Origin of the sequence: Actinosynnema sp. NPDC023658 (genome assembly GCF_040639995.1) — a bacterium.
GTDB lineage: Bacteria > Actinomycetota > Actinomycetes > Mycobacteriales > Pseudonocardiaceae > Actinosynnema.
In genome coordinates, this window is the sequence record NZ_JBFAAX010000056.1 from 1 (window position 1) to 23686 (window position 23686).

At 69.9% G+C, this 23686-nt stretch carries 16 protein-coding genes; 12 read left to right on the plus strand and 4 right to left on the minus strand.

Annotated features, from left to right (window positions below):
• Positions 1-49: 49 nt before the first annotated feature.
• From yjfF to AB0G02_RS10100, 4 genes are all read right to left on the minus strand, one after another.
• A complete protein-coding gene (yjfF, locus tag AB0G02_RS10085) occupies positions 50-994 on the minus strand; it encodes a galactofuranose ABC transporter, permease protein YjfF (RefSeq protein ID WP_360792174.1) in 945 nt (314 codons plus the stop codon).
• Between the two features lie 146 nt (positions 995-1140).
• A complete protein-coding gene (locus AB0G02_RS10090) occupies positions 1141-2103 on the minus strand; it encodes an ABC transporter permease (RefSeq protein ID WP_360792146.1) in 963 nt (320 codons plus the stop codon).
• The gene (locus tag AB0G02_RS10095; RefSeq protein ID WP_360792176.1) at positions 2100-3608 is read right to left on the minus strand and encodes a sugar ABC transporter ATP-binding protein; all 1509 of its coding nucleotides are present in this window, start codon (positions 3606-3608) and stop codon (positions 2100-2102) included. Before AB0G02_RS10095 ends, AB0G02_RS10090 begins: the two co-directional genes overlap by 4 nt.
• Positions 3609-3732: 124 nt before the next feature.
• On the minus strand, positions 3733-4716 hold the full coding sequence (locus AB0G02_RS10100; RefSeq protein ID WP_360792148.1) for an ABC transporter substrate-binding protein: 984 nt from the start codon (positions 4714-4716) through the stop codon (positions 3733-3735).
• 288 nt (positions 4717-5004) lie between these two features.
• On the opposite strand from AB0G02_RS10100, the gene AB0G02_RS10105 reads away from it, so the two are divergent.
• The 12 genes from AB0G02_RS10105 (at position 5005) to AB0G02_RS10160 (ending at position 23648) form a co-directional block, all read left to right on the plus strand.
• Complete coding sequence (locus tag AB0G02_RS10105; RefSeq protein WP_360792150.1) at positions 5005-7173, plus strand: immunoglobulin-like domain-containing protein; 2169 nt, start codon at positions 5005-5007, stop codon at positions 7171-7173.
• Positions 7174-7201: 28 nt separating this feature from the next.
• Complete coding sequence (locus tag AB0G02_RS10110) at positions 7202-9679, plus strand: alpha-L-arabinofuranosidase C-terminal domain-containing protein (RefSeq protein ID WP_360792152.1); 2478 nt, start codon at positions 7202-7204, stop codon at positions 9677-9679.
• A 56-nt stretch (positions 9680-9735) separates the two neighbouring features.
• On the plus strand, positions 9736-11202 hold the full coding sequence (locus AB0G02_RS10115; RefSeq protein ID WP_360792154.1) for a family 43 glycosylhydrolase: 1467 nt from the start codon (positions 9736-9738) through the stop codon (positions 11200-11202).
• Between the two features lie 160 nt (positions 11203-11362).
• A complete protein-coding gene (locus tag AB0G02_RS10120; RefSeq protein ID WP_360792156.1) occupies positions 11363-12349 on the plus strand; it encodes a LacI family DNA-binding transcriptional regulator in 987 nt (328 codons plus the stop codon).
• A 588-nt stretch (positions 12350-12937) separates the two neighbouring features.
• Complete coding sequence (gene araB / locus AB0G02_RS10125) at positions 12938-14593, plus strand: ribulokinase (RefSeq protein WP_360792158.1); 1656 nt, start codon at positions 12938-12940, stop codon at positions 14591-14593.
• A 3-nt stretch (positions 14594-14596) separates the two neighbouring features.
• Positions 14597-15250, plus strand: coding sequence for an L-ribulose-5-phosphate 4-epimerase (locus AB0G02_RS10130; protein ID WP_360792160.1), 654 nt, complete (start codon positions 14597-14599; stop codon positions 15248-15250).
• A 20-nt stretch (positions 15251-15270) separates the two neighbouring features.
• A complete protein-coding gene (gene araA / locus AB0G02_RS10135) occupies positions 15271-16779 on the plus strand; it encodes an L-arabinose isomerase (RefSeq protein ID WP_360792162.1) in 1509 nt (502 codons plus the stop codon).
• Between the two features lie 65 nt (positions 16780-16844).
• Positions 16845-17954 (plus strand): multiple monosaccharide ABC transporter substrate-binding protein, encoded by a 1110-nt coding sequence (chvE, locus tag AB0G02_RS10140; protein WP_360792164.1) that lies wholly within the window; start codon positions 16845-16847, stop codon positions 17952-17954.
• Positions 17955-17965: 11 nt separating this feature from the next.
• Entirely contained in the window at positions 17966-19492 is a 1527-nt protein-coding gene (gene mmsA / locus AB0G02_RS10145) for a multiple monosaccharide ABC transporter ATP-binding protein (RefSeq protein WP_360792166.1), read from the plus strand.
• Positions 19489-20712 carry a multiple monosaccharide ABC transporter permease gene (gene mmsB / locus AB0G02_RS10150; protein WP_360792168.1) on the plus strand — a complete coding sequence of 408 codons (1224 nt, stop codon included), beginning with the start codon at positions 19489-19491 and terminating at the stop codon, positions 20710-20712. Before mmsA ends, mmsB begins: the two co-directional genes overlap by 4 nt.
• Before the next feature lie 139 nt (positions 20713-20851).
• Positions 20852-22054, plus strand: a complete 1203-nt coding sequence (locus AB0G02_RS10155) for a C39 family peptidase (RefSeq protein WP_360792170.1) — start codon at positions 20852-20854, stop codon at positions 22052-22054.
• Positions 22055-22226: 172 nt separating this feature from the next.
• A complete protein-coding gene (locus AB0G02_RS10160; protein WP_360792172.1) occupies positions 22227-23648 on the plus strand; it encodes a glycosyl hydrolase in 1422 nt (473 codons plus the stop codon).
• Positions 23649-23686: the final 38 nt, after the last annotated feature.

Here is a 23686-nt window from a genome sequence, read left to right on the forward strand (position 1 = left end):
CCTGCACGGGGACGGCCTTCGGCGGTAGGAGCGGTCGGAACCTGTGTGGTCAGGTCTTCCGGACGATGACCCGCTGCAGGGCGATGAACGCCAGCAGCAGCGCGCCGATCACGATCTTGGTCCACCACGACGACAGGGTGCCCTCGAACGAGATCAGCGTCTGGATCGTGCCCAGCACCAGCACGCCGACCACGGACCCGATGACGAACCCGACCCCACCGGACAGCAGGCTGCCGCCCACGACCACGGCGGCGATGGCGTCCAGCTCCATGCCCACCGCGTGCAGGCTGTAGCCGGACAGCATGTAGAGGCTGAACAGCAGCCCGCCCAGCGACGAGCAGAACCCGCTGATCACGTACACGCCGATCTTGACGCGGGTGGTGGCCAGGCCCATCAGCCGCGCGGACGACTCGCTGCCGCCCACCGCGTACACCGTGCGCCCGAACCGGGTCAGGTGCAGCACGTACACCGCCGCGAGCACCGCCACCAGCGCGATCACCACGCCGTAGGTGATGCTCACCCCGCCCGGCAGCTCGATCGAGCCGGTGGCCAGGTCGCGGAACGTCGGGTCCTTGATCGACACCGACTCCACGCTGATCACGAAGCACAGCCCGCGGGCCAGGAACATGCCCGCCAGCGTCACGATGAACGGCTGCACGCCGAACCGGTGGATCAGCCAGCCCATCGCCAGGCCCAGCGTGGACCCGGTGGCCAGCACCGCGAGCACGACCAGCCACGCGGGCCACCCGGCCTGCAACGCCGCCGCGGCGATCATCGTGGACAGCGCCACCACCGACCCCACCGACAGGTCGATGCCGCCGGTCAGGATCACGAACGTCATGCCGACCGCGAGCACGATCAGGAACGCGTTGTCGATGAACAGGTTCGCCACGACCTGCCCGGACGCGAACCCCTCGTACCGCACCGAGCCGACGCCGAACGTCACGACGAACACCACGAAGGTCGCGATCACCGGCAGGAACCGCTTCGGCACGCTGACGGCCCACCCGCGGGGCCGCGCGGGCTCCGCCGCGGCGGGCGTGAGCACCTTCACCTGGTTGTCGACGCCGCCGACGGTCGTCTGGTTGTCGGCTCCGCCGACGGTCGTCTGATTTTCGGCTCCGCCGAACGTCGAGTTCTTCACGCGGGCACCCCTTGCCTCACCCGAATCCGGAGCGGGGCCTGCATCAGGCACACCGCGATCACCACGACCGCCTTGAAGACCAGCGTGATCTCCGGCTTGATGCCGATCGTGTAGACCGTCGTGGTCAACGTCTGGATGATCAACGCGCCGAGCAGCGTGCCGGTCAGCGAGTACCGGCCACCGGCCAGCGACGTGCCGCCGATGACGACGGCGAGGATCGCGTCCATCTCGATCCACAGGCCGGCGCTGTTGGCGTCCGCCGCGCTCACGTTCGAGCTGATCATCAACCCGGCCACGGCCGCGCACAGCGCCGCGAACACGTACACCGTCCAGATGATCGTGCGGGCGCGCACGCCGGCCAGCCGCGACGCCGACGGGTTCACGCCCACCGACTCGATCAGCAGGCCCAGCGCGGTCCGCCTGGTCACCAGCGCCACCAGGCCCAGCACGGCCAGGCTGATCAGGATCGCGATCGGCAGCACCAGGAAGCCCGCGCCCACCTGGCGGAAGGTCGGGGAGTCGATGGTGACGATCTGGCCCTCGGTGATGAGCATCGCGATGCCGCGGCCCGCCGTCATCAGCACCAGCGTGGCGATGATCGGCTGGATGCCCAGCACCGACACCAGGAACCCGTTCCACAGCCCCAGCACGGCGCACAGCGCCAGGGCCAGGCCCATGGCGACCCAGGCGCCGCCGCCGGAGGCGATGTACGCGCACGTCACCGCGCCCGCGATCGCCGCCACCGCGCCGACCGACAGGTCGATGCCGCGGGTCGCGATCACCAGCGTCATGCCCAGCGCGATCAGCAGCGTCGGGGCGCCGTTGCGCAGGATGTCGATCAGGCTGCCGTAGAGGTGCCCGTCCTGCATCCGCAGCGAGAAGAACGTCGGTGTCACCACCACGTTCAGCACGAGCAGCGCGACCAGTGCCAGCACCGGCCAGAGCAGTCGGTTCTTCACGACACCACCGCCTTCTCCACGTCCTTGTCCAGGCCGTGGTCTCCGCCCGCGATGAGCGCCATCACGTCGTCCACGCCCACCTCGCCCTCCAGCTCGGCGACCTTGTGCCGGTCGCGCATCACCACCACCCGGTCCGACACGCGCACCACCTCCTCCAGCTCGGCGGAGATGAACAGCACGGCCATGCCCTCCGCGGCCAGGTCGGCCACGACCTTCTGGATCTGGGCCTTGGCGCCCACGTCGATGCCGCGCGTCGGCTCGTCCAGGATCAACAGCCTCGGCTCGGTCACCAGCCACCGCGCCAGCAGCACCTTCTGCTGGTTGCCGCCGGAGAGGTTGCCGACCGCGCGGTCCGGGTCGGCGGGCCGGATGTCCAGCAGCTCGATGTACTTGGCGACGAGCTCGTCGGCCAGCTTGCGCGGCCCCGGCCGCGCCCAGCCGCGCGCGGCCTGCATCGCCAGGATCAGGTTGTCCCGCACGCTCAGGTCGGCCACGATGCCCTCGGCCTTGCGGTCCTCCGAGGAGAACGCGAGACCGGCCTCGATCGCCGCGCGGGGGCCGGTCAGCCGCAGCGGCTTGCCGTCGACCAGGACCCGGCCCGAGTCGGCCTTGTCCGCGCCGAACAGCAACCGCGCCACCTCCGTGCGCCCCGAGCCGAGCAGGCCGGCCAGGCCGACCACCTCGCCCGACCGGACCTCCAGGTCGAACGGCGCGACCGAGCCCCTGCGGCCCAGGCCCTCGGCCACCAGCAGCGCCTGCCCCGGCGTGCCCGAACGGCGCTCGATCTCCTCCAGCAGGCCCATCTCGCGGCCCAGCATGGCCGACACCAGGTCGATCCGGCTGAACGACGCGGTGGGCTGCTCACCGACCAGGCGGCCGTTGCGCAGCACCGTGATCCGGTCGGAGATCTCGTACACCTGCTCCAGGAAGTGCGTCACGAACAGCACCGCGACGCCCTCGTCGCGCAGCACCCGGATGATCCGGAACAGCTCCGCGACCTCGTCCACGTCCAGGCTCGACGTCGGCTCGTCCAGCACCAGCACCCGCGCGTCGACCGCGACCGCGCGAGCGATCGCGACGAGCTGCTGCACGGCGATCGGGTGGCTCTCCAACACCGAACCCGGGTCGATGTGCAACCCGATGCGCGCCAACATCTCCGCGGCGCGGGCGCGCATCGCCTTGCCGTCGATCCGGCCGAACTTGCGCGGCTCGCGCCCGAGCAGGATGTTCTCCGCCACGGTCAGGTTCGCGCACAGGTTGACCTCTTGGTACACCGTGCTGATCCCGGCGGCCTGGGCCTGCGCGGGACCGTGGAACGACACGACCTGGCCCGCGTAGCGGACCTGACCCGCCGCGAGCGGGTGGACCCCGGTCAGCGCCTTGATGAGCGTCGACTTACCCGCTCCGTTCTCGCCCATCAACGCGTGGACCTCGCCGGGGAACAGCCGGAAATCCACCTCTTGCAGGGCTTTCACTCCGGGGAACTCCACCGAGATGCCCCGCATGTCGACGACCGGCTCGGTCACCGGACAACTCCCCTCACACGACGTCGGCGGAGCCGACAATCGGACGACTGGGTGCGGGCCCCGCCACCACACCCGGAGGGTGGCGGGACCCGCGGCTCGGAAATCAGTACTTGCGGTTGGGGAGCTCGGTCTTGGCCTGCTCGGTGGTGAAGGTGGTCTCCTCGGTGACGACCCGCGGCGGGACGTCCTCGCCCTTCACGACCTTCTTGGCCAGGTCCATCAGCTGCTCGCCGAGCAGGGGGTTGCACTCGACGATGAAGTTGATCTCACCGGCGGCCAGGGCGGTCATGCCGTCCTTCACCGCGTCGACGGTGATGATCTTGATGTCCTTGCCCGGCACCTTGCCCGCGGCCTTGATGGCCTCGATGGCGCCCAGGCCCATGTCGTCGTTGTGCGCGTAGACCACGTCGATCTGCGGCACCGACTTCAGGAACGCCTCCATGACCTGCTTGCCGCCGGCCCGCGTGAAGTCACCGGTCTGCGTGGCCACGATCTTCAGGTCCGAGCCCGCGATGGCTTCCTCGAAGCCCTTCTTGCGGTCGATCGCCGGCGCGGCGCCGGTGGTGCCCTGCAGCTCGACGACGTTCTTCGCGCCCGCCGCGTTGGCCTTCAGCCACTCGCCGGCCTTCTTGCCCTCCTCGACGAAGTCCGAGCCGAGGAACGTCTTGTACAGCGAGGTGTCGTCCGAGTCGACCGCGCGGTCGGTCAGGATCACCGGGATGTTGGCGCGCTTGGCCTCCAGCAGCACGGCGTCCCAGCCGGTCTCCACCACCGGGCTGAAGGCGATGACGTCCACCTTCTGCTGGATGTAGGAGCGGATCGCCTTGATCTGGTTCTCCTGCTTCTGCTGCGCGTCGGAGAACTTGAGGTCGATCCCGGCGGCCGTGGCCGACTCCTGGACCGACTTGGTGTTGGCGGTGCGCCAGCCGCTCTCGGCGCCGACCTGGGCGAAGCCCATCGTGATCTTGTCGTCGCCCTTGGCGTTGTTGGTGCCGGACGACCCCGCGTCCCCGGACCCGCCGGAACCGCACGCGGTCAACGCGGCCAACATGACCGCGACGGCGGCGGTCGTGATCTTCTTCAACACTGGTCTTCCTCCGTGGGAACCCGGGACACTGACGGGACGGCGAACCGCGTGACGGTGGTCACCTGGGCCACAAGAGTGAACGCTCACAATCGAGCAGTCAACCCCTCGGAAACGTCAACTTCGCATCATTGACACCGTTGTGACACCGGTCGTATGTTAGCGCTCACTTTTGTGACTCAGCACACTGGCACACCCGGATGCCCTGTTCATCCGCGGCTTCGCGCCGCGCGCAAGACGAGAGTGACATCCCTCATGGTCCCCCTTCGTCAACGTCCTCGCCCTTTCCTCGTGGCACTCGTGGCGGCACTCGGCGCGGCGCTGCTGACCTCGCCACCCGCGTCCGCCGCGGACGGTCTGGTGCTGCACTACCCCCTCACCGAAACCGCAGGGTCCGTCGCGGCGGACGTTTCCGGCAGCGGTCGCAACGCAACCGTTATCGGAGACGCCACCCCGGGCGGTGCGGAAGGCCTCCTGCTGGGTGGTGTCGACGGTCACGTCAAGCTCCCCGACAACGTGCTGCGCGGCCTCACGGACGTGAGCGTGTCGCTCCAGGTGCGCATCGCGCCGGACCAGGCCACCCCCTATTTCGTCTACGGCCTCGGTAACACCTCGGGCACGGCCGGTAACGGCTACCTGTTCACCACGGGCAACGCCTACCGGTCCTCCATCGCCACCGGCAACTGGTCGACGGAGCAGACCGTGACGGCCGGGCGCGATCTCGCCAGGGGTGTCTGGAAAACGCTTACTTACACCCTCGGCGGCGGCACCGCCGTGCTGTACGAGGACGGCGTCGAGGTCGCCCGCAAGACCGGGATCACCACCACGCCGGCCATGATCGGCGGCGGCACGACGACCGCCAACTACATCGGCCGCTCCGTCTACCCCGGTGACCGCTACCTCAAGGGCGCGGTCCGCGACTTCCGCCTCTACGACCGGGCGCTCACCGCGACCGAGGCGCACGACCTCGGTTTCGTGCCGGACGACGAGAAGGGCCGGCGCGACCTCGCCGCGATCGACCTGGGCGACACGTCGGCCGTGACCGGGAACCTGGTGCTGCCGGTCACCGGGCCGTACGGCTCCACGATCACCTGGCGGTCGAGCGACACCGCGGTCGTGTCCACCGCGGGCGTCGTCACCCGTCCCGCGCCCGGTGAGGCGCCCGCGACCGTGACGCTCACCGCGACCGCGTCCGGGCAGCACCGGGAGTTCCAGGTGACCGTGCGCCCCGAGCTGACCGACGACGAGAAGGTGGCCGAGGCCGACGCCGCGCTCGTGGTGTGGGACGCCGACGGCATCCGCGGCAACATCACCCTGCCCACCACCGGCCTGCACGGCACCACGATCACGTGGAGGTCCACCAAGCCGGACGTCGTCACGCCGACGGGCGAGGTCACCCGGCCCGCGTTCGGCGAGAAGCCGGTCAAGGTGCAGCTCACCGCCGAGATCCGCGCGGGCCGGGAGACCACCCGCAAGAAGTTCAAGGTCACCGTGCTGCCGCTGCCGCGGGAGCAGGCGTACGAGGGGTACCTGTTCGGCTACTTCACCGGCGAGGGCACGGCCACCGGCGAGCAGGTCCACCTCGCCGCCAGCCGCGGCAACGACGCGCTCAAGTGGGACGAGCTGAACAAGGGCAACCCGGTGCTGACGTCGTCGCTGGGCGACAAGGGCGTGCGCGACCCGTTCCTCATCCGCTCGCCCGAGGGCGACAAGTTCTACCTCGTCGCCACCGACCTGAAGATGAACGGCAACGGCAACTGGGACCTGGTCCAGCGCAAGGGCAGCCGCTACGTCGAGGTGTGGGAGTCCACGGACCTGGTGCACTGGTCGGAGCAGCGCCACGTGCTCGTGTCACCGGAGACGGCGGGCAACACCTGGGCGCCCGAGGCCTACTACGACGAGTCGATCGGCGCGTACGTCGTGTTCTGGGCGTCCAAGCTCTACGCCGCGGACGACCCGCAGCACACCGGCAACACCTACAACAAGATGCTGTACGCGACCACCCGCGACTTCCGCACGTTCAGCGAGCCGCGGGTGTGGGTCGACCCCGGCTACTCGGTGATCGACTCGACCGTGATCAAGCACGGTGACGAGTACTACCGGTTCACCAAGGACGAGCGGAACAACACGTCCACCACGCCGTGCAGCAAGTTCATCCTGGCCGAGCGGTCCACGCAGCTGCGCGACACCTCGTACGACTTCGTCGCGGACTGCATCGGCAAGGGCGCGATCAACCAGGGCGAGGGGCCGACGGTGTTCAAGTCCAACACCGAGGACCGCTGGTACCTGTTCATCGACGAGTTCGGCGGGCGCGGCTACGTGCCGTTCGAGACGACCGACCTCGCGTCCGGCAGGTGGACCCCCGCCACCGGCTACCAGCTGCCCAGCCGTCCTCGCCACGGCACCGTGCTGCCGGTCACCAAGGCCGAGCTCGACCGCGTCCGCGCCGCCTTCCCCTGATCCCCTGCACAGGAGCACTGGAGCACGCATGTCCCGCGTTGTGATGGCCGCGGCGCTCGCCGCGAGCCTGCTCGTCGCGGTGCCCGCCTCGGGCACGGCCGCCGACCACGACTACACCCTGACCATCGACCCCGCCGCCAAGGGCGCGTCGATCGACGACACCATGTACGGCGTCTTCTTCGAGGACATCAACCGCGCCGCCGACGGCGGCCTGTACGCCGAGCTGGTGCAGAACCGGTCGTTCGAGTACAGCACCGCCGACAACGCCGCCTACACGCCGCTCACCGGGTGGGCCCCGACCGGCGGCACGCTCGACGTGGTCGACGACGACGCCCGCCTCAACGAGCGCAACCGCCACTACCTGCGCCTCGGCCTGCCCGCGGGCGTGATCAACGCCGGGTACAACTCCGGCATCGCCGTCGAGCGCGGCAAGCGCTACGACTTCTCCGCCTGGGCCCGCACCGACCAGGCCGCCGGCACGCCGGTGAGCGTCGGCCTGACCGACCCGGCGGGCAAGGACCTCGCGCCGCCGGTGAAGGTCCAGGTCAGGGGTGACGGCTGGACCAAGTACACCGGCTCCTTCACCGCGCGCGAGTCGTCGACCACCGGCCGGCTGCTGCTGAACGCGGGCGGCGCGGGCACCCTGCGGCTGGACATGGTCTCGCTGTTCCCGCAGGACACCTTCAAGGGCCACGGCCTGCGCAAGGACCTGGCCGAGAAGGTCGCCGCGCTGGACCCGGGCTTCGTCCGCTTCCCGGGCGGGTGCCTGGTCAACACCGGCAGCCACGCGGGCTACGAGGCGCCGGACTGGGAGCGCCGCCGCTCCTACCAGTGGAAGGACACCATCGGCCCGGTCGAGCAGCGCGCCACCAACTGGAACTTCTGGGGCTACAACCAGTCCTACGGCCTGGGCTACTACGAGTACTTCCAGTTCTCCGAGGACATCGGCGCGATGCCGCTGCCCGTGGTGCCCGCCCTGGTCACCGGGTGCGGCCAGAACCGCGCGACCGACGACCCCGCGCTGCTCCAGCGGCACATCCAGGACACGCTCGACCTGATCGAGTTCGCCAACGGGCCGGCCGACTCCACCTGGGGCCGCAAGCGGGCCGACATGGGCCACCCCGCGCCGTTCAAGCTCACCCACCTGGAGGTGGGCAACGAGGAGCCGCTGGCCGACGAGTTCTTCGCCCGCTTCACCCGGTTCCGCGCCGCCATCGAGGCCAGGTACCCGGACATCACCGTCATCAGCAACTCCGGCCCGGACGACACCGGCGCGAACTTCGACCGACTGTGGGAGCTCAACCGCGCCGCCGGCGTCGACATGGTGGACGAGCACTACTACAACGCCCCCAACTGGTTCCTGGAGAACAACGACCGGTACGACGCCTACGACCGCAACGGGCCCAAGGTGTTCCTGGGCGAGTACGCCTCCCAGGACAACCGGTTCGCCAACGCCCTGGCCGAGGCCGCGTTCATGACCGGCCTGGAGCGCAACGCCGACGTGGTCAAGCTCGCCTCCTACGCGCCGCTGCTGTCCAACGAGGACTACGTGCAGTGGAAGCCGGACATGATCTGGTTCAACAACCACGCGTCGTGGGGCTCGACGTCGTACGAGGTGCAGAAGCTATTCATGACCAACGTGGGCGACCACGTGGTGAAGAGCACGGCCACCGGCACGCCCTGGAACCCCGCCCCGATCACCGGCGCCGTCGCGCTGTCCTCCTGGGCGACGTCCGTGGCCTACGACGACGTGAAGGTCACCTCCGCCGACGGGCGGGTGCTGTTCTCCGACGACTTCTCCGGTGACGCGAGCGCGTGGACCGGCAACGGCGCCGGCACCTGGGGCGTGGTCGACGGCCGCTACGTGCAGTCCGACACCGGCGCGACGAACCCCATGGTCACTGCGGGCGACCCCACCTGGACGAACTTCACGGTCGACCTGAAGGCCACCAAGCTGTCCGGCAGCGAGGGCTTTCTCATCCCGTTCGCGGTCAACGGCGGCGGCAACCCGTTCTTCTGGAACCTCGGCGGGTGGAACAACACCCGGTCCGCGGTCGACGGCGGCAACTCGTCGCGCGTCTTCCACGCCGACGGCACCACGATCGAGACCGGCCGCACGTACGACCTGCGCATCGAGGTGCGGGGCCGGACCGTGAAGCTGTCCATCGACGGGCGGGTGTGGGCGGAGTTCACCGACGAGGCGAACAAGAACCCGGAGCCGTTCCGACAGGTGGTGACCCGGGACGAGGCGACCGGCGAGCTGATCGTGAAGGTCGTCAACGCGCAGGCCACCGCCGCCCGCACCAAGGTCGACCTGGGCAAGGACACCTGGGTCGTGCCCACGGCCAGGGCGACGGTGCTGGAGGGCCTGCCGGACGACGTGAACACCGAGTTCACCCAGCCGGTCAAGGCCAGGCAGACCCAGGTCCGGGTGTCGAACTCCTTCACCCACACGTTCCCGCCGCACTCGGTGACGTTCCTGCGCATCAAGGACCGCCGCCGGTGACCGCCCCGAGCACCCCGCCCGCCCACCGCGCCGACCCGTCCGCGATTGGAGCTCCCGTGACCCTCGACCGCAGAAGCCTGTTCCGCGCCGGCGGCGCGCTGGCCGTGGCGGGCGGCCTGACCGCCTCCGCGTCGGCCGTCGCCGCGCAGGGCGTCCCCCAGGCCGCCGCGGCGGCGACCGGCGGCCAGCCCACCCGCAACCCGCTGGTCGAGCAGCGCGCCGACCCGTTCATCACCCGCCCGGTGGACGGCAAGAACTACCTCACCGGCTCGGTGCCCGAGTACGACCGGGTCGTCATCCGGGGCGCGTCCACGCTGGAGGGCCTCGCGGACGCCCGTGAGCGCACCATCTGGCGCCGACCGCCGTCCGGCCGCATGGGCGGCTACATCTGGGCGCCGGAGCTGCACCGCATCGACGGCAAGTGGTACGTCTACTTCGCCGCCGGTGACTCCGACCAGCCCTTCCGCATCCGCACCTACGTGCTGGAGTCGGCCAAGGACGACCCGCGCGAGGGCGGCTGGGAGCTGCGCGGCCAGATGGTCACCGCCTGGGAGACGTTCACCCTCGACGCCACCACCTTCGAGCACCGCGGCAAGCGGTACTTCCTGTGGGCGCAGAGCGAACCGGGCATCAACACCAACAGCAACCTCTACCTCGCGGAGATGGCCTCGCCCCTGGCGCTGAAGACCGCGCCGGTGCGCATCTCGACGCCCACGCTGGACTGGGAGGTGCAGGGCTTCCGCGTCAACGAGGGCCCGGCGGTCCTCATCCGCAACGGCCGGGTCTTCGTGACCTTCTCCGCCAGCGCCACCGACGCCCGCTACTGCATGGGCCTGCTCACCGCGGACGAGAACGCCAACCTGCTCGACGCGCGGTCGTGGACCAAGACGCCCACGCCGGTCTTCACCACGAACGACGCCACCCGGCAGTACGGCCCGGGGCACAACTCGTTCACCACCGTCGGGGACCAGGACGTGCTCGTCTACCACGCGCGCGACTACCGCGACATCACCGGCGACCCGCTGTTCGACCCGAACCGGCACACCCGCGTGCAGGAGGTCTGCTGGAACGCCGACGGCACGCCCAACTTCGGCGTGCCGGTCGGCAAGGGCGGCCCGGTGGTCCGGCTCTCGCCCGCCGACGCGCCGCAGCTGTTCGTGCGGCACTTCGAGTACAAGCTGCGGGTGGACGGCAACGTCCGCGACCTGGCCGACTCGCAGTTCCGGTTCGTGCCCGGCTTCCTGGGCGCGGGCACGGTGGCCGTGCAGTCGGTCAACTTCCCCGACCGCTACGCCAGGGTCGACGGCGCGGCGGTCCGGATCGACCCCTACCAGGACGCCGACGACTACGGCCGGGCGGCGTCGTTCGTGCGGGTGCCGGGCCTGACCGACCGCGACGGGGTCTCGCTGCGGCTGGTCTCCGACCCGGAGTCCTACCTCGCGCACGACACGGGTCGGTTGGTCGTGTCCAAGCCCGGTGGCGACCGACGCGCCCGGGAGCGTGCGACTTTCCGGGTCGGTTGACGCGTCACTGTGCAGGTCGGAGCGGTCTTTGGTGGACAATGGGCGCCGAGCACCTTCACGGTGATCAAGCGGTGTTATCGCTAACATCCAGATCGAAGGTTGCATGTCGAACAGGGGAGATGGGGCGGTAGTGGACCACAGGACCTCGCGCGATCCCGCGATGACGGATGTCGCCCGGCTCGCCGGGGTCTCGCACCAGACGGTGTCGAGGGTGCTCAACGGGCACCCCAACGTCCGGGAGCAGACCCGGCTGCGGGTGCGCGCGGCCATCGCCGAGCTGGGCTACCGGCCCAACAAGGCGGCCCGCGCGCTGGTCACCGGCCGGTCCCAGCTGATCGGCGTGGTGGCGCAGAACTCGACCCTCTACGGCCCGGCGTCGCTGCTCGCCGCCTTCGAGGAGGCGGCGGCCGAGGCCGGGTTCGCGGTGAGCGTGGGCCGGGTGAACGTGCTGGACCGCAACTCCATCTCCGACGCCGTGGAGCGCCACCGCGACCAGCGCGTCGCCGGGATAGTGGTCATCGCGCCGACCGCGTCGGCCAACGACGCGGTCGGGGACGTGTCCGCGGGCATCCCGCTGGTCACGGTGGACGGCGACCCGGAGCGCTCGACCCCGCTGGTGACCGTCGACCAGGCGGCGGGCGCGTTCGCGGCGACCACCCACCTGCTCGAGGCGGGCCACCGCACGGTGTGGCACGTCTCGGGCCCGTCGGACTGGTTCGACAGCCTCGGCCGCATAAGGGGTTGGCGGTCGGCGCTGGAGACGGCGGGCCTGGAGGTGCCGCCGGTCGTGCCCGCCGACTGGAGCGCGTCCTCGGGCTACCGGGCGGGTCAGATGCTGGCCCGGATGCCGGAGGTCACGGCGATCTTCGCGGCGAACGACCACCTGGCGCTGGGCATCCTGCGGGCGATGAGCGAGCGCGGGCGGCGCGTGTCGCACGACGTGAGCATCGTGGGGTTCGACGACGTGCCGGAGGCGGCGTACTTCATCCCGCCGCTGACGACCATCAGGCCGGACTTCCACGCCGTCGCCAAGGAGACGCTGGAGCTGCTGCTGGCCCAGGTGGCCGACGGCGAGGTGGGTGCGCCGCAGCGCACCGTCGCGCCGGCGCTGGTGAAGAGGGACAGCGTCGCGCCGCCCGTGCAGTGAGGTGCGGGTGGGGCGAGCGGTGACCGCCGGGCGGTGATCGGCCCGGGTGGCCCGGTGGTGACCGCGTGGCGGTCGCTGCCGGGCCGTTGTCGTGCGTGGGCCGTTGTGGTGGGTGGGCCGGCGGGTGCGGCTCCGGGTGAGCCGAGTGGGTGCGGGTGCGGCTCCGGGCGGGCGGGTCCGGGTGCGGCGGTGACGGGCCGTGACGGTGTGTGGGGTGTCCGGGTGACGGGTCTCGCCTCGTGCGCCGACCGGGTGTGGGATGGTCGGAGTGGCGGGGCGGTCCGCACCGCGCCGCGGGGCAGTGGCAGGGTGTGCGGTGGCGGATCGGTCGGTGCGTGACGGTCGGTGGTCGGTTCTGTCCGCGGTGTCGCGTTCGGAGCGGGGCGCGGTCGGTATCGGCGGTGCAACGGTTTTGAGCGTGTCCGCGCATCTGCGGATCCGCGCACTGCCCCATCGCGCCTAGGCTGGGCATCGCGGCAGGTCGGCCGACCCTCTGAACACCGCCTTTTGAGCACGCTCACTATCACTTTAAGGCCACGTTGCGGGCAGGTCTTGACTCGGCCAATGTTAGCGATAACACTCCTCCTCATGGCGAGCGATCCATTGGTGGTGGGTGTCGACTTCGGCACCTTGTCCGGGCGCGCGGTGGTCGTGCGGGTGCGCGACGGCCTCGAACTCGGCTCGGCGGTGCACGACTACCGGCACGGGGTGCTGGACCGCGCCCTGCCGGACGGGCGGTCGTTGCCCCCGGACTGGGCGTTGCAGGTGCCGCAGGACTACGTGGACGTGCTGCGCCACGCGGTGCCCGCGGCCATCGCCGCCGCGGGGGTCGACCCGGCCGACGTGATCGGCATCGGCACCGACTTCACCGCGTGCACGATGGTGCCCGTGAAGTCCGACGGCACGCCGCTCAACGAGCTGCCCGAGTTCGCTGGCAACCCGCACGCGTACGTGAAGCTGTGGAAGCACCACGCGGCCCAGCCGCAGGCCGACCGGATCAACCACCTCGCCGCGCAGCGCGGTGAGGGCTGGCTGCCCCGCTACGGCGGCCTGATCTCCTCGGAGTGGGAGTTCGCCAAGGGCCTCCAGCTGCTCGAAGAGGCGCCCGAGGTCTACGCGGCGATGGACCACTGGGTCGAGGCCGCCGACTGGATCGTCTGGCAGCTCGCGGGCGTCTACGTGCGCAACGCCTGCACCGCCGGCTACAAGGGCATCTACCAGGACGGCTACCCGTCCGACGAGTTCCTCGCCGCGCTCAACCCCGACTTCGCGACCTTCGTCAGCGACAAGCTGGAGCACCAGCTCGGCCAGCTCGGTGACCGCGCCGGCGGCCTCACCGAGCAGGCCGCCGAGTGGACCGGCCTGCGCCCCGGCATCGCGGTGGCCGTCGGCAACGTCGACGCGCACGTGACCGCGCCCGCCGCGCGGGCCGTGGAACCCGGCCAGATGGTCGCGATCATGGGCACCTCCACGTGCCACGTGATGAACGCCGACGTGCTGGCCGACGTGCCGGGCATGTGCGGCGTCGTGGAGGGCGGGATCGTGCCCGGCCTCTGGGGCTACGAGTCCGGCCAGAGCGGGGTGGGCGACATCTTCGCCTGGTTCGTCGAGCACAACGTGCCGCCGGAGTACCACGAGCAGGCACGCGCGCGCGGCATCTCGGTGCACGAGCTGCTGACCGAGCTGGCCGCGCAGCAGCGCATCGGTGAGCACGGCCTGATCGCGCTGGACTGGCACAGCGGCAACCGCTCGGTGCTGGTGGACCACGAGCTGTCGGGCGTGGTGGTCGGGCAGACGCTGGCGACCCGCGCCGAGGACACCTACCGGGCGCTGCTGGAGGCCACGGCCTACGGCACGCGGGTGATCGTGGACTCCTACACCGACGCGGGCATCCCGGTGACGGAGCTGGTGATCGCGGGCGGGTTGTTGCGCAACCCGCTGCTGATGCAGATCTACGCCGACGTGACGAACCTGCCGCTGTCGGTGATCGGCTCCGAGCAGGGGCCCGCGCTGGGCTCCGCGATGCACGCGGCCGTGGCGGCGAAGGCCTACGAGGACATCCACGCGGCGGCCCAGGCGATGGGTTCGATCAAGCGCGGCGCGTACCTGCCGATCCCGGAGAACGTCGAGGCCTACGAGCGGATGTTCGTGGAGTACCAGGAGCTGCACGACTACTTCGGCCGCGGCGTCAACGAGGTCATGCACCGGCTCAAGTCGCGCCGTCGCGCCGCGAAGGGGGAGTAGGTCGTGACGATCGCCCAAGACCTGCGCCGCACGGTTGCCGACCTGCACCGCGAGCTGACCCGCTACGAGCTGGTCATCTGGACCGCGGGCAACGTCTCGGCCCGCGTGCCCGGCCAGGACCTGATGGTCATCAAGCCGTCCGGCGTGTCCTACGACGAGCTGACCCCCGAGGCGATGGTCGTCACCGACCTGCACGGCAACCTCGTGGAGGGCGACTACGCGCCGTCCTCGGACACCGCCGCGCACGCCTACGTGTACCGGCACGTGCCCGAGGTCGGGGGAGTGGTGCACACCCACTCGCCGTACGCGACGGCATGGGCGGCGCGCGGCGAGCCGATCCCGTGCGTGCTCACGATGATCGCCGACGAGTTCGGCGGCGACATCCCGGTCGGCCCGTTCGCGCTCATCGGGGACGACTCGATCGGTCGCGGCATCGTGGAGACGCTGCGCGAGAGCCGGTCGCCGGCGGTGCTGATGCGCAACCACGGCCCGTTCACGGTCGGCAAGGACGCCCGGTCGGCGGTGAAGGCCGCGGTGATGCTGGAGGACGTGGCGCGCACCGTCCACTTCGCGCACCAGCTCGGCACGCCCGAGCGGATCGAGCAGCACCACATCGACAGCCTCCACGCGCGCTACCAGAACGTCTACGGGCAATGAGCCCACGAGGGGAGCCCCGCATGTCGCCTGCTGGGAAGCCGCAGGTCTGGTTCCTGACCGGGAGCCAGCACCTCTACGGCCCGGAAACGCTCGAGCAGGTCGCCCAGCAGTCGCAGCAGATCCAACGGATGCTCACCGAGTCGGGGAGGATCACGGCGGAGGTGGTGTGGCAGCCGGTGCTGACCGACACCGCCGCGATCCGCAACGTGATGCTCGCGGCGAACGCCGACCCGTCGTGCATCGGCGTGATCGCGTGGATGCACACGTTCTCGCCCGCCAAGATGTGGATCACCGGTCTGGACGCGCTGCGCAAGCCGCTGCTGCACCTGCACACGCAGCTCAACGAGGCGCTGCCGTGGTCGACGATCGACATGGACTTCATGAACCTGAACCAGGCCGCGCACGGCGACCGCGAGTTCGGGTTCATCCAGACCAGGATCGGCGTGCCCCGCAAGACCGTGGCGGGCCACGCGAGCGACCCGCTGCTGGCCGAGCGGATCGACGGCTGGGTGCGCGCGGCCACCGGCTACAGCCACCTGAACGGGATGAAGCTGGCCCGGTTCGGTGACAACATGCGTGGCGTCGCGGTGACCGAGGGCGACAAGGTCGAGGCCGAGCTGCGCTTCGGCGTCTCGGTGAACACCTACGGCGTGAACGACCTGGTCGAGCTGGTGGACGCGGTCGACGACGAGGAGATCGACGTCCTGGTCGCGGAGTACGCCGACGTGTACCGGTTGGCGCCCGCGCTGGCCAAGGGCGCGGAGCGGCACGACTCGCTGCGCTACGCGGCCCGCATCGAGGCCGGTCTGCGCCGGTTCCTCACCGACGGCGGCTTCGGCGCGTTCACGACGAACTTCGAGGACCTGGGCGGGCTGCGCCAGCTGCCGGGCCTGGCCGTGCAGCGGCTGATGGCCGACGGCTACGGCTTCGGCGGCGAGGGCGACTGGAAGACCTCGGCGCTGCTGGCCGCGGTCAAGGCGATGGGCACCGGCACCGGCCGCGGCACCTCCTTCATGGAGGACTACACCTACCACTTCGGGCCGGGCGAGCCGAAGATCCTGGGCGCGCACATGCTGGAGGTCTGCCCGACCATCGCGTCCGACCGGCCCTCGTGCGAGATCCACCCGCTCGGCATCGGCGGCCGCGAGGACCCGGTCCGGCTGGTGTTCGACGCGTCGGCGGGCCCCGCCGTGGTCGTCGGCCTGGCCGACCTGGGCGAGCGGTTCCGGCTGGTGGCCAACGAGGTCGAGGTCGTGCCGCCGGACGAGCCCCTGCCGAACCTGCCGGTCGCGCGCGCGGTGTGGAAGCCCGCGCCGTCGCTGTCGACGTCGGCCGAGTCGTGGCTGACCGCGGGCGGTCCGCACCACACCGTCATGACGCAGGCGGTGGGCGCGGACGTGCTGCGCGACTTCGCGAACATGGTGAACACCGAACTGGTGGTCATCGACCAGGAGACGACGACCTCGTCGTTCAGCGACCGCCTGCGCTGGAACCAGGCGTACTTCCGTCTCGCGCAGGGCCTGCGGTAGCCGCACTACCCGAGCTGGCCGCACCACCTGAGCTTGCAGCACCACAATAGGGAGAGAGAGAAACAATGAGGTTTCCGCGGATCGCCGCCATCGCCGCGGCCGGCCTGATGATGGCCGCCTGCGGGTCGGCGGAGAAGACCGTCGACCAGCAGACCGGCTCGACGGAGGGCGCGCTCGTCGGCGTGACCATGCCGACCAGGTCGTCCGAGCGTTGGATCCACGACGGTGACAACATCAAGAAGTCGTTGGAGGAGAAGGGGTACAAGGTCGATCTCCAGTACGCGGAGAACGACATCCCCACCCAGGCCAACCAGATCGAGAACCAGATCACGAAGGGCGCCAAGCTGCTCATCGTGGCGTCGATCGACGGCACCGCCATCACGTCGCAGCTCCAGCAGGCCGAGGACGCGAAGATCCCGGTCATCGCCTACGACCGGCTGCTGCGCAACACCGACAGCGTCGACTACTACGCCACGTTCGACAACTTCAAGGTCGGCGTGCAGCAGGCGACGTCGCTGCTGACGGGCCTGGGCGTGCTCAAGGCCGACGGCAGCGCCGGTGACGCCAAGGGCCCGCTGAACATCGAGCTGTTCGCCGGTTCGCCGGACGACAACAACGCGACGTTCTTCTTCAACGGCGCGATGTCGGTGCTCAAGCCGCACATCGACAAGGGCACGCTGGTGGTCAAGAGCGGCCAGACCGACTTCAAGACGGTCGCCATCCTGCGTTGGGACCCGGCGACGGCCCAGAAGCGCATGGAGGACCTGCTCACGTCCACCTACGGCGGCGCCAAGGTCAACGGCGTGCTGTCGCCGTACGACGGCCTGTCCATCGGCATCCTGTCCGCGCTCAAGAGCAGCGGCTACGGCACCGGCGGCAACCCGTACCCGATCGTCACCGGTCAGGACGCCGAGGTCGCGTCGGTGAAGTCGATCGTCGCGGGCGAGCAGTACTCCACGATCTACAAGGACACCCGCGAGCTCGCGGCGACCACCGTGAAGATGGCCGACGCCGTGCTCAAGGGCGGCAAGCCCGAGGTCAACAACGAGAAGGACTACGACAACGGCAAGAAGGTCGTGCCGTCGTACCTGCTCGACTCGGTGATCGTCGACAAGAGCAACTACCAGAAGGTGCTCGTGGACAGCGGCTACTACACCGCGGATCAGCTGAAGTAGGTTTGCACACCATGTCCGACGAAATCCTGGTGATGCGCGGCATCACCAAGCGGTTCGCCGGGGTCACCGCGCTGCACGACGTATCGCTCGCCGTGCAGCGCGGTGAGATCCACGCGATCTGCGGTGAGAACGGCGCGGGCAAGTCCACGCTGATGAAGGTGCTCTCCGGGGTGCACCCGCACGGGACGTACGAGGGCGAGATCGTCTTCGAGGGCGAGCCCTGCTCGTTCGGCGGCGTCCGCGACAGCGAGCGGCGCGGCATCGTGATCATCCACCAGGAGCTGGCCCTGTGCGGCCAGCTGTCCATCGCGGAGAACCTGTTCCTCGGCAACGAGCGGGCCAAGCGCGGGTTCATCGACTGGAACCGGACCAACCACGCGGCGGGCGCCCTGCTCGCCCGCGTGGGCCTGCGGGAGAACCCCACGACGCCCGTGCACGACCTGGGCGTGGGCAAGCAGCAGCTGGTGGAGATCGCCAAGGCGCTCGCCAAGGACGTGAAGCTGCTGATCCTGGACGAGCCGACCGCGGCGTTGAACGACGACGACTCCGCGCACCTGCTCGACCTGCTGGAAGGGCTGCGCGCGGACGGCATCACCTCGGTGATCATCTCGCACAAGCTCAACGAGGTGACCCGGATCGCGGACAGCATCACCATCCTGCGCGACGGCCGCACCATCGAGACGCTGCCCGCGCACGACGTGAGCGAGGACCGGATCATCTCCGGCATGGTCGGCCGCGACCTGGAGCACCGCTTCCCGCCGCGCACGCCGAACGTGGGCGACGAGGTGCTGCGGATCGAGGACTGGACCGTGCACAGCCCGTCCCAGCCGGACCGGGTCGTGGTCGACCGGGCGAACCTGGTGCTGCGGCGCGGCGAGATCGTCGGCCTGGCGGGCTTGATGGGCGCGGGCCGGACCGAGCTCGCGATGAGCGTGTTCGGGCGGTCCTACGGCGTCGGCATCTCCGGTCGGGTGGTCAAGGACGGCCGCGAGATCGACACCCGCACCGTCCGCAAGGCCATCGAGCACGGCCTGGCCTACGTCAGCGAGGACCGCAAGCGCTACGGGCTCAACCTCATCCAGGACGTCAAGCTCAATGTCTCGGCGGCCGGGTTGCACAAGCTCGCGCCGCGCGGCTGGGTGAACGAGAACGAGGAGCACTCGGTCGCGGAGAAGTACCGGCGCTCGATGAACATCAAGACGCCCAGCGTCGCCACCACGACCTCGTCGCTGTCCGGCGGCAACCAGCAGAAGGTCGTGCTGGCCAAGTGGATGTTCACCGACCCGGACGTGCTCATCCTCGACGAGCCCACCCGCGGCATCGACGTCGGCGCGAAGTACGAGATCTACTCGATCATCAACGACCTGGCCGACCAGGGCCGCGCGGTGCTGGTCATCTCCTCCGAGCTGCCGGAGCTGCTCGGCCTGTGCGACCGGGTGTACGCCCTGTCGGAGGGGCGGATCACCGGCGAGCTCGACCGCGCGGAAGCCACCCAGGAACGCCTGATGCACCACATGACCCAGGGACAGACCTCATGACCACCAAGACCGCGGCCACGCCGGCGGCGCAACAGGCCGGTCCGCCGCAGCGCCGGTTCACGATCAACCTGCGGCAGTCCGGCATCTACATCGCGTTCGCGCTGATCGTGGTGCTCTTCACGGTGTTGACCGACGGTGACCTGCTCACGCCGCAGAACATCTCGAACATCATCGTGCAGAACTCGTACGTGCTGATCCTGGCCATCGGCATGATCCTGGTGATCATCGGCGGGCACATCGACCTGTCCGTCGGGTCGGTGGTCGCGCTGACCGGCGCGATCTGCGCGGTGCTGACCGTGCAGCTGGACCTGCCGTGGCCGCTCGCGGTGCTGATCACGCTCCTCGCGGGGGCGGTGATCGGCGCGGCGCAGGGCTACTGGGTGGCGTTCTTCGGCATCCCGGCGTTCATCGTGACGCTGGCCGGCATGCTGGTGTTCCGCGCGCTGACCCTGACGGTGCTGGGCAACCAGGGCATCGGGCCGTTCCCGGACCAGATCCGCACCCTGGCCAACGGCTTCACCGAGGGCTACCTGGGCAACGTCGGCCTCGGCTTCCTCGGCGGCGCGGACATGCTCAGCCTGCTCGTCGGCGTCGCGGTGGTCGTCGGGTTCGCGTTCAACCAGTGGCGCAAGCGCAAGGCGCGGCTCGGCTACGGGCAGACCGTGGAGCCGTTCCCGATCTTCGTGGCGAAGATCGTGCTGGCGGCGGCGGTCGTGCTGGCCGTGGTCGTGCAGCTGGCCCGGTTCCGCAACCTGCCGTGGGTGCTCGTGCTGCTCGCGGTGCTGGCGCTGGGCTACTCGGTGATGGCCAACAAGTCGGTGTTCGGCCGGCACATCTACGCCATCGGCGGCAACCTCCAGGCGGCCACGCTGTCCGGCGTGAAGGTCAAGCAGGTCACGTTCTGGGTGTTCGTGAACATGGGCGTGCTCGCCGCGCTCGCGGGCGTGATCTTCGCGGGTCGGCTCAACCAGGCCGGTCCGACGGCGGGCAACGCGTTCGAGCTGGACGCGATCGCGGCGGCGTTCATCGGCGGCGCGGCCGTGCAGGGCGGCGTGGGCAAGGTCGTCGGCGCGATCACCGGTGGCCTGATCATGGGCGTGATCAACAACGGCATGTCGTTGATCGGCGCTCCCAGTGAGCGGGTGATGCTGGTCAAGGGCCTGGTGCTGCTGATCGCCGTCGCGTACGACGTGTGGACCAAGCGTCGCGGCCGTGCGTGATCCAGGCTGTCGTGCGTGATCGCGCGGTGGTCCGGTCGTCGTGAGTGGCCGGGTGGTCGCGCTTGACCCGGGTGGGTCGGGCGCACGACCACTCTGTCGGTTGATTACAAAGTGATGTGGTAACGCGACAATTTCCGACATGACGCTCCGGGTCGTGTCGGTCCTGTCCGCCGTGCTCGCCCTCGGTCTCACCGCGGTCCCACCCGCGGTGGCCGAGGGCGCACGCGTCGACTACCAAGAGTGGCGGTCCGCGCAGCTCGTGCGGGGTGAGCACGAGGGGACCGCGCTGGTGCCCGGCGGGTTGGTCGTCGGCCGGCCGGTCGGGGTGGTCGACCACGAGGGGCGTGCGTACGAGTTCGCGCGGTGGACGTCACCGCGCCGGGTCACCGGGTTCGACGCCACGCAGGCGGTGGCCTCGTGGAACGCCGACACGCCGGCGGGCACGTGGTTGCAGGTCGAGCTGCGCGGTGACGGCACCGGTTGGTACGTGATGGGCCGGTGGGCGCTGGGTGACCAGGACGTCGAGCGGACGACCGTGTCCGGCCAGGACGACGAGCACGGCTCGGTGGACGTCGACACGTACGTGGCCAAGCAGCCGTTGCGGGCGTACCAGCTCCGGGTGACGCTGTACCGCTCGGTCGGCACCCGGAAGTCACCGCTGCTGCGGATGGCCGGCGTGATGGCATCCGCGATCCCCGATCGGTTCGAGGTGCCCACGAGCGCGCCGGGGGTGGCGCGGGGTGTCGAGCTGCCGGTGCCGCGCTACTCGCAGAACGTGCACGAAGGCCACTTCCCGGAGTACGACGGCGGTGGTGAGGCCTGGTGCAGCCCGACGTCCACGGAGATGGTGGTCGAGTACTACGGGCGCGGCCCGAGCGCCGACGACCTGTCCTGGTTGGACGAGGACCACGTCGACCGGACCGTCGACCACGCCGCCCGGCACACGTACGACTACGACTACCGCGGTGCCGGCAACTGGCCGTTCAACACGGCGTACGCGGCTTCTTTCGGACTGCGCGGGCACGTCACGCGGTTGCGGTCGCTGTCCGAACTGGAGGGTTACATCGCGCGCGGCGTCCCCGTGATCACGTCGCAGTCGTTCCGGGCGGACGAGCTGGACGGTGCGGGGTACGGCACGTCCGGGCACATCATGGTCGTGGTCGGGTTCACCCGGGACGGTGACGTGATCGCCAACGACCCGGCTTCGAGCTCGGACGCGGCGGTGCGCCGGGTCTACGACCGGGGGCAGTTCGAGGACATCTGGCTGCGGACCAAGCGGTACCGGGCGGACGGGTCGGTGGCCGGAGGATCGGGCGGGATCGCGTACATCATCACGCGGTAGTCCGGGGTGAGAGGTCACGCGGTGGCGCGGTGAGGGTTGGTCAAGTGCCGGGTGCCGACCGCATCGGTCAAGAAGCCGTTCACGCCTGTGACAGGTCTTGACGGGCGTTGACGCGTCCGATTGACTACCGCTTGGTCTGGGAACGCTCCCAGAAGCGAGCTTAGGGGCAAAGATGCTCACCAACTCGTTACGGCGACGGGTCTTCGTCGCCGCCACCGCCATCTCGGGACTGGTAGGCGGCCTGCTGGTCGCGAACTTCGCCGGGGGTGTCGCGGCCGCGGCTCCCGGTTGCCGGGTCGACTACACCGTGCAGAACCAGTGGGCCGGCGGCTTCTCCGCGCAGGTCACCATCACCAACGTCGGTGACCCGGTGAACGGCTGGTCGCTGGCGTGGACGTTCCCCGGCGCGGAGCGCTACGGCCAGGGCTGGAACGCCACGTTCACCGCGTCCGGCGCGAGCGTCACGGCGGCCAACGTCGACTGGAACCGGTCGATCCCGACCGGTGGCACCGCGTCGTTCGGCTTCAACGGCACCTTCACCGGGACCGGTCAGGTCGGCGTGCCCGCGTCGTTCACCCTGAACGGGACCACCTGCACGGGCGGGGTGGTGACCACGACGTCCACGTCTTCGTCTTCGTCGACGTCGACGTCCACCTCGACGACGACCACGACGACGAATTCGCCGCAGTGCTCGGTGAACCCGGTCAGCCCGAACGCCACGCCGCAGGCGCGCAAGCTGCTCTGCTACGTGTACTCGCAGTACGGCAACCACATCCTGTCCGGTCAGCAGGAGTCGACCTGGATCGGCGGCCCGGACTACGAGATCAACTACATCCGCAACAACACCGGCAAGTACCCGGCCATCCGGGGTCTGGACTTCGGCGACTCCAAGGACCTCGCCCCGCGCGCGATCGCGTGGTGGCAGGCGGGCGGCATCCCGATGATCGGCTACCACATGGGCGCACCGACCAAGCCCGACACCTACGAGGGCACCCAGATGTCGGTGTCGATCAACGCGGTGCTGACGCCGGGCACGGCCGAGTACCGGTCGTTCATCGACCGGCTCGACCTGGCCGCGAACATGCTGCAGCAGTTGGAGAACGCCGGTGCGGCGGTGATCTGGCGGCCGTTCCACGAGGCGGGCGGCACCTGGTTCTGGTGGAGCAAGGAGGGCGGCGGCCAGTACAACCGGCTGTGGAACTTCATGTTCGACTACTTCACCCGCGTCAAGGGCCTCAACAACCTGGTGTGGCTGCACGGCTACAACGGCCAGCCGCAGTCCTCGTTCTACCCCGGCAAGTCCGTCGTGGACATCGGCGGAGCCGACACCTACGCCGGTGACGGCAACTACGACCCGCAGAACGCCATGTACAACTCCGTGCGCAACGTCGTCGGCACCACCCTGCCGATCGCGCTGCACGAGAACGGGCCCATCCCGGACCCGGACCGGCTGATGTCCACGGGTACGCGCTGGGTGCTGTTCGGCACCTGGCACGGCAACCACCTCACCGTCAGCAACTCCGTCAGCCACCTGAACAAGGTCTACAACCACAGCTACGTCGTCACGCGCGACGAGCTGCCCAACCTCAAGTAGCCGTCCTGCGGAGCGCCGGGGCCCGATGCGGTCCCGGC

Bases quoted from the DNA above. Each gene is read 5' to 3' on its own strand.
- chvE (WP_360792164.1), top strand. From the start codon at position 16,845: ATGAGGTTTCCGCGGATCGCCGCCATCGCCGCGGCCGGCCTGATGATG.
- araB (WP_360792158.1), top strand. From the start codon at position 12,938: ATGGCGAGCGATCCATTGGTGGTGGGTGTCGACTTCGGCACCTTGTCC.
- AB0G02_RS10095 (WP_360792176.1), bottom strand. From the start codon at position 3,608: ATGCGGGGCATCTCGGTGGAGTTCCCCGGAGTGAAAGCCCTGCAAGAG.
- AB0G02_RS10160 (WP_360792172.1), top strand. From the start codon at position 22,227: ATGCTCACCAACTCGTTACGGCGACGGGTCTTCGTCGCCGCCACCGCC.
- AB0G02_RS10110 (WP_360792152.1), top strand. From the start codon at position 7,202: ATGTCCCGCGTTGTGATGGCCGCGGCGCTCGCCGCGAGCCTGCTCGTC.
- AB0G02_RS10155 (WP_360792170.1), top strand. From the start codon at position 20,852: ATGACGCTCCGGGTCGTGTCGGTCCTGTCCGCCGTGCTCGCCCTCGGT.
- mmsB (WP_360792168.1), top strand. From the start codon at position 19,489: ATGACCACCAAGACCGCGGCCACGCCGGCGGCGCAACAGGCCGGTCCG.
- AB0G02_RS10120 (WP_360792156.1), top strand. From the start codon at position 11,363: ATGACGGATGTCGCCCGGCTCGCCGGGGTCTCGCACCAGACGGTGTCG.
- araA (WP_360792162.1), top strand. From the start codon at position 15,271: ATGTCGCCTGCTGGGAAGCCGCAGGTCTGGTTCCTGACCGGGAGCCAG.
- mmsA (WP_360792166.1), top strand. From the start codon at position 17,966: ATGTCCGACGAAATCCTGGTGATGCGCGGCATCACCAAGCGGTTCGCC.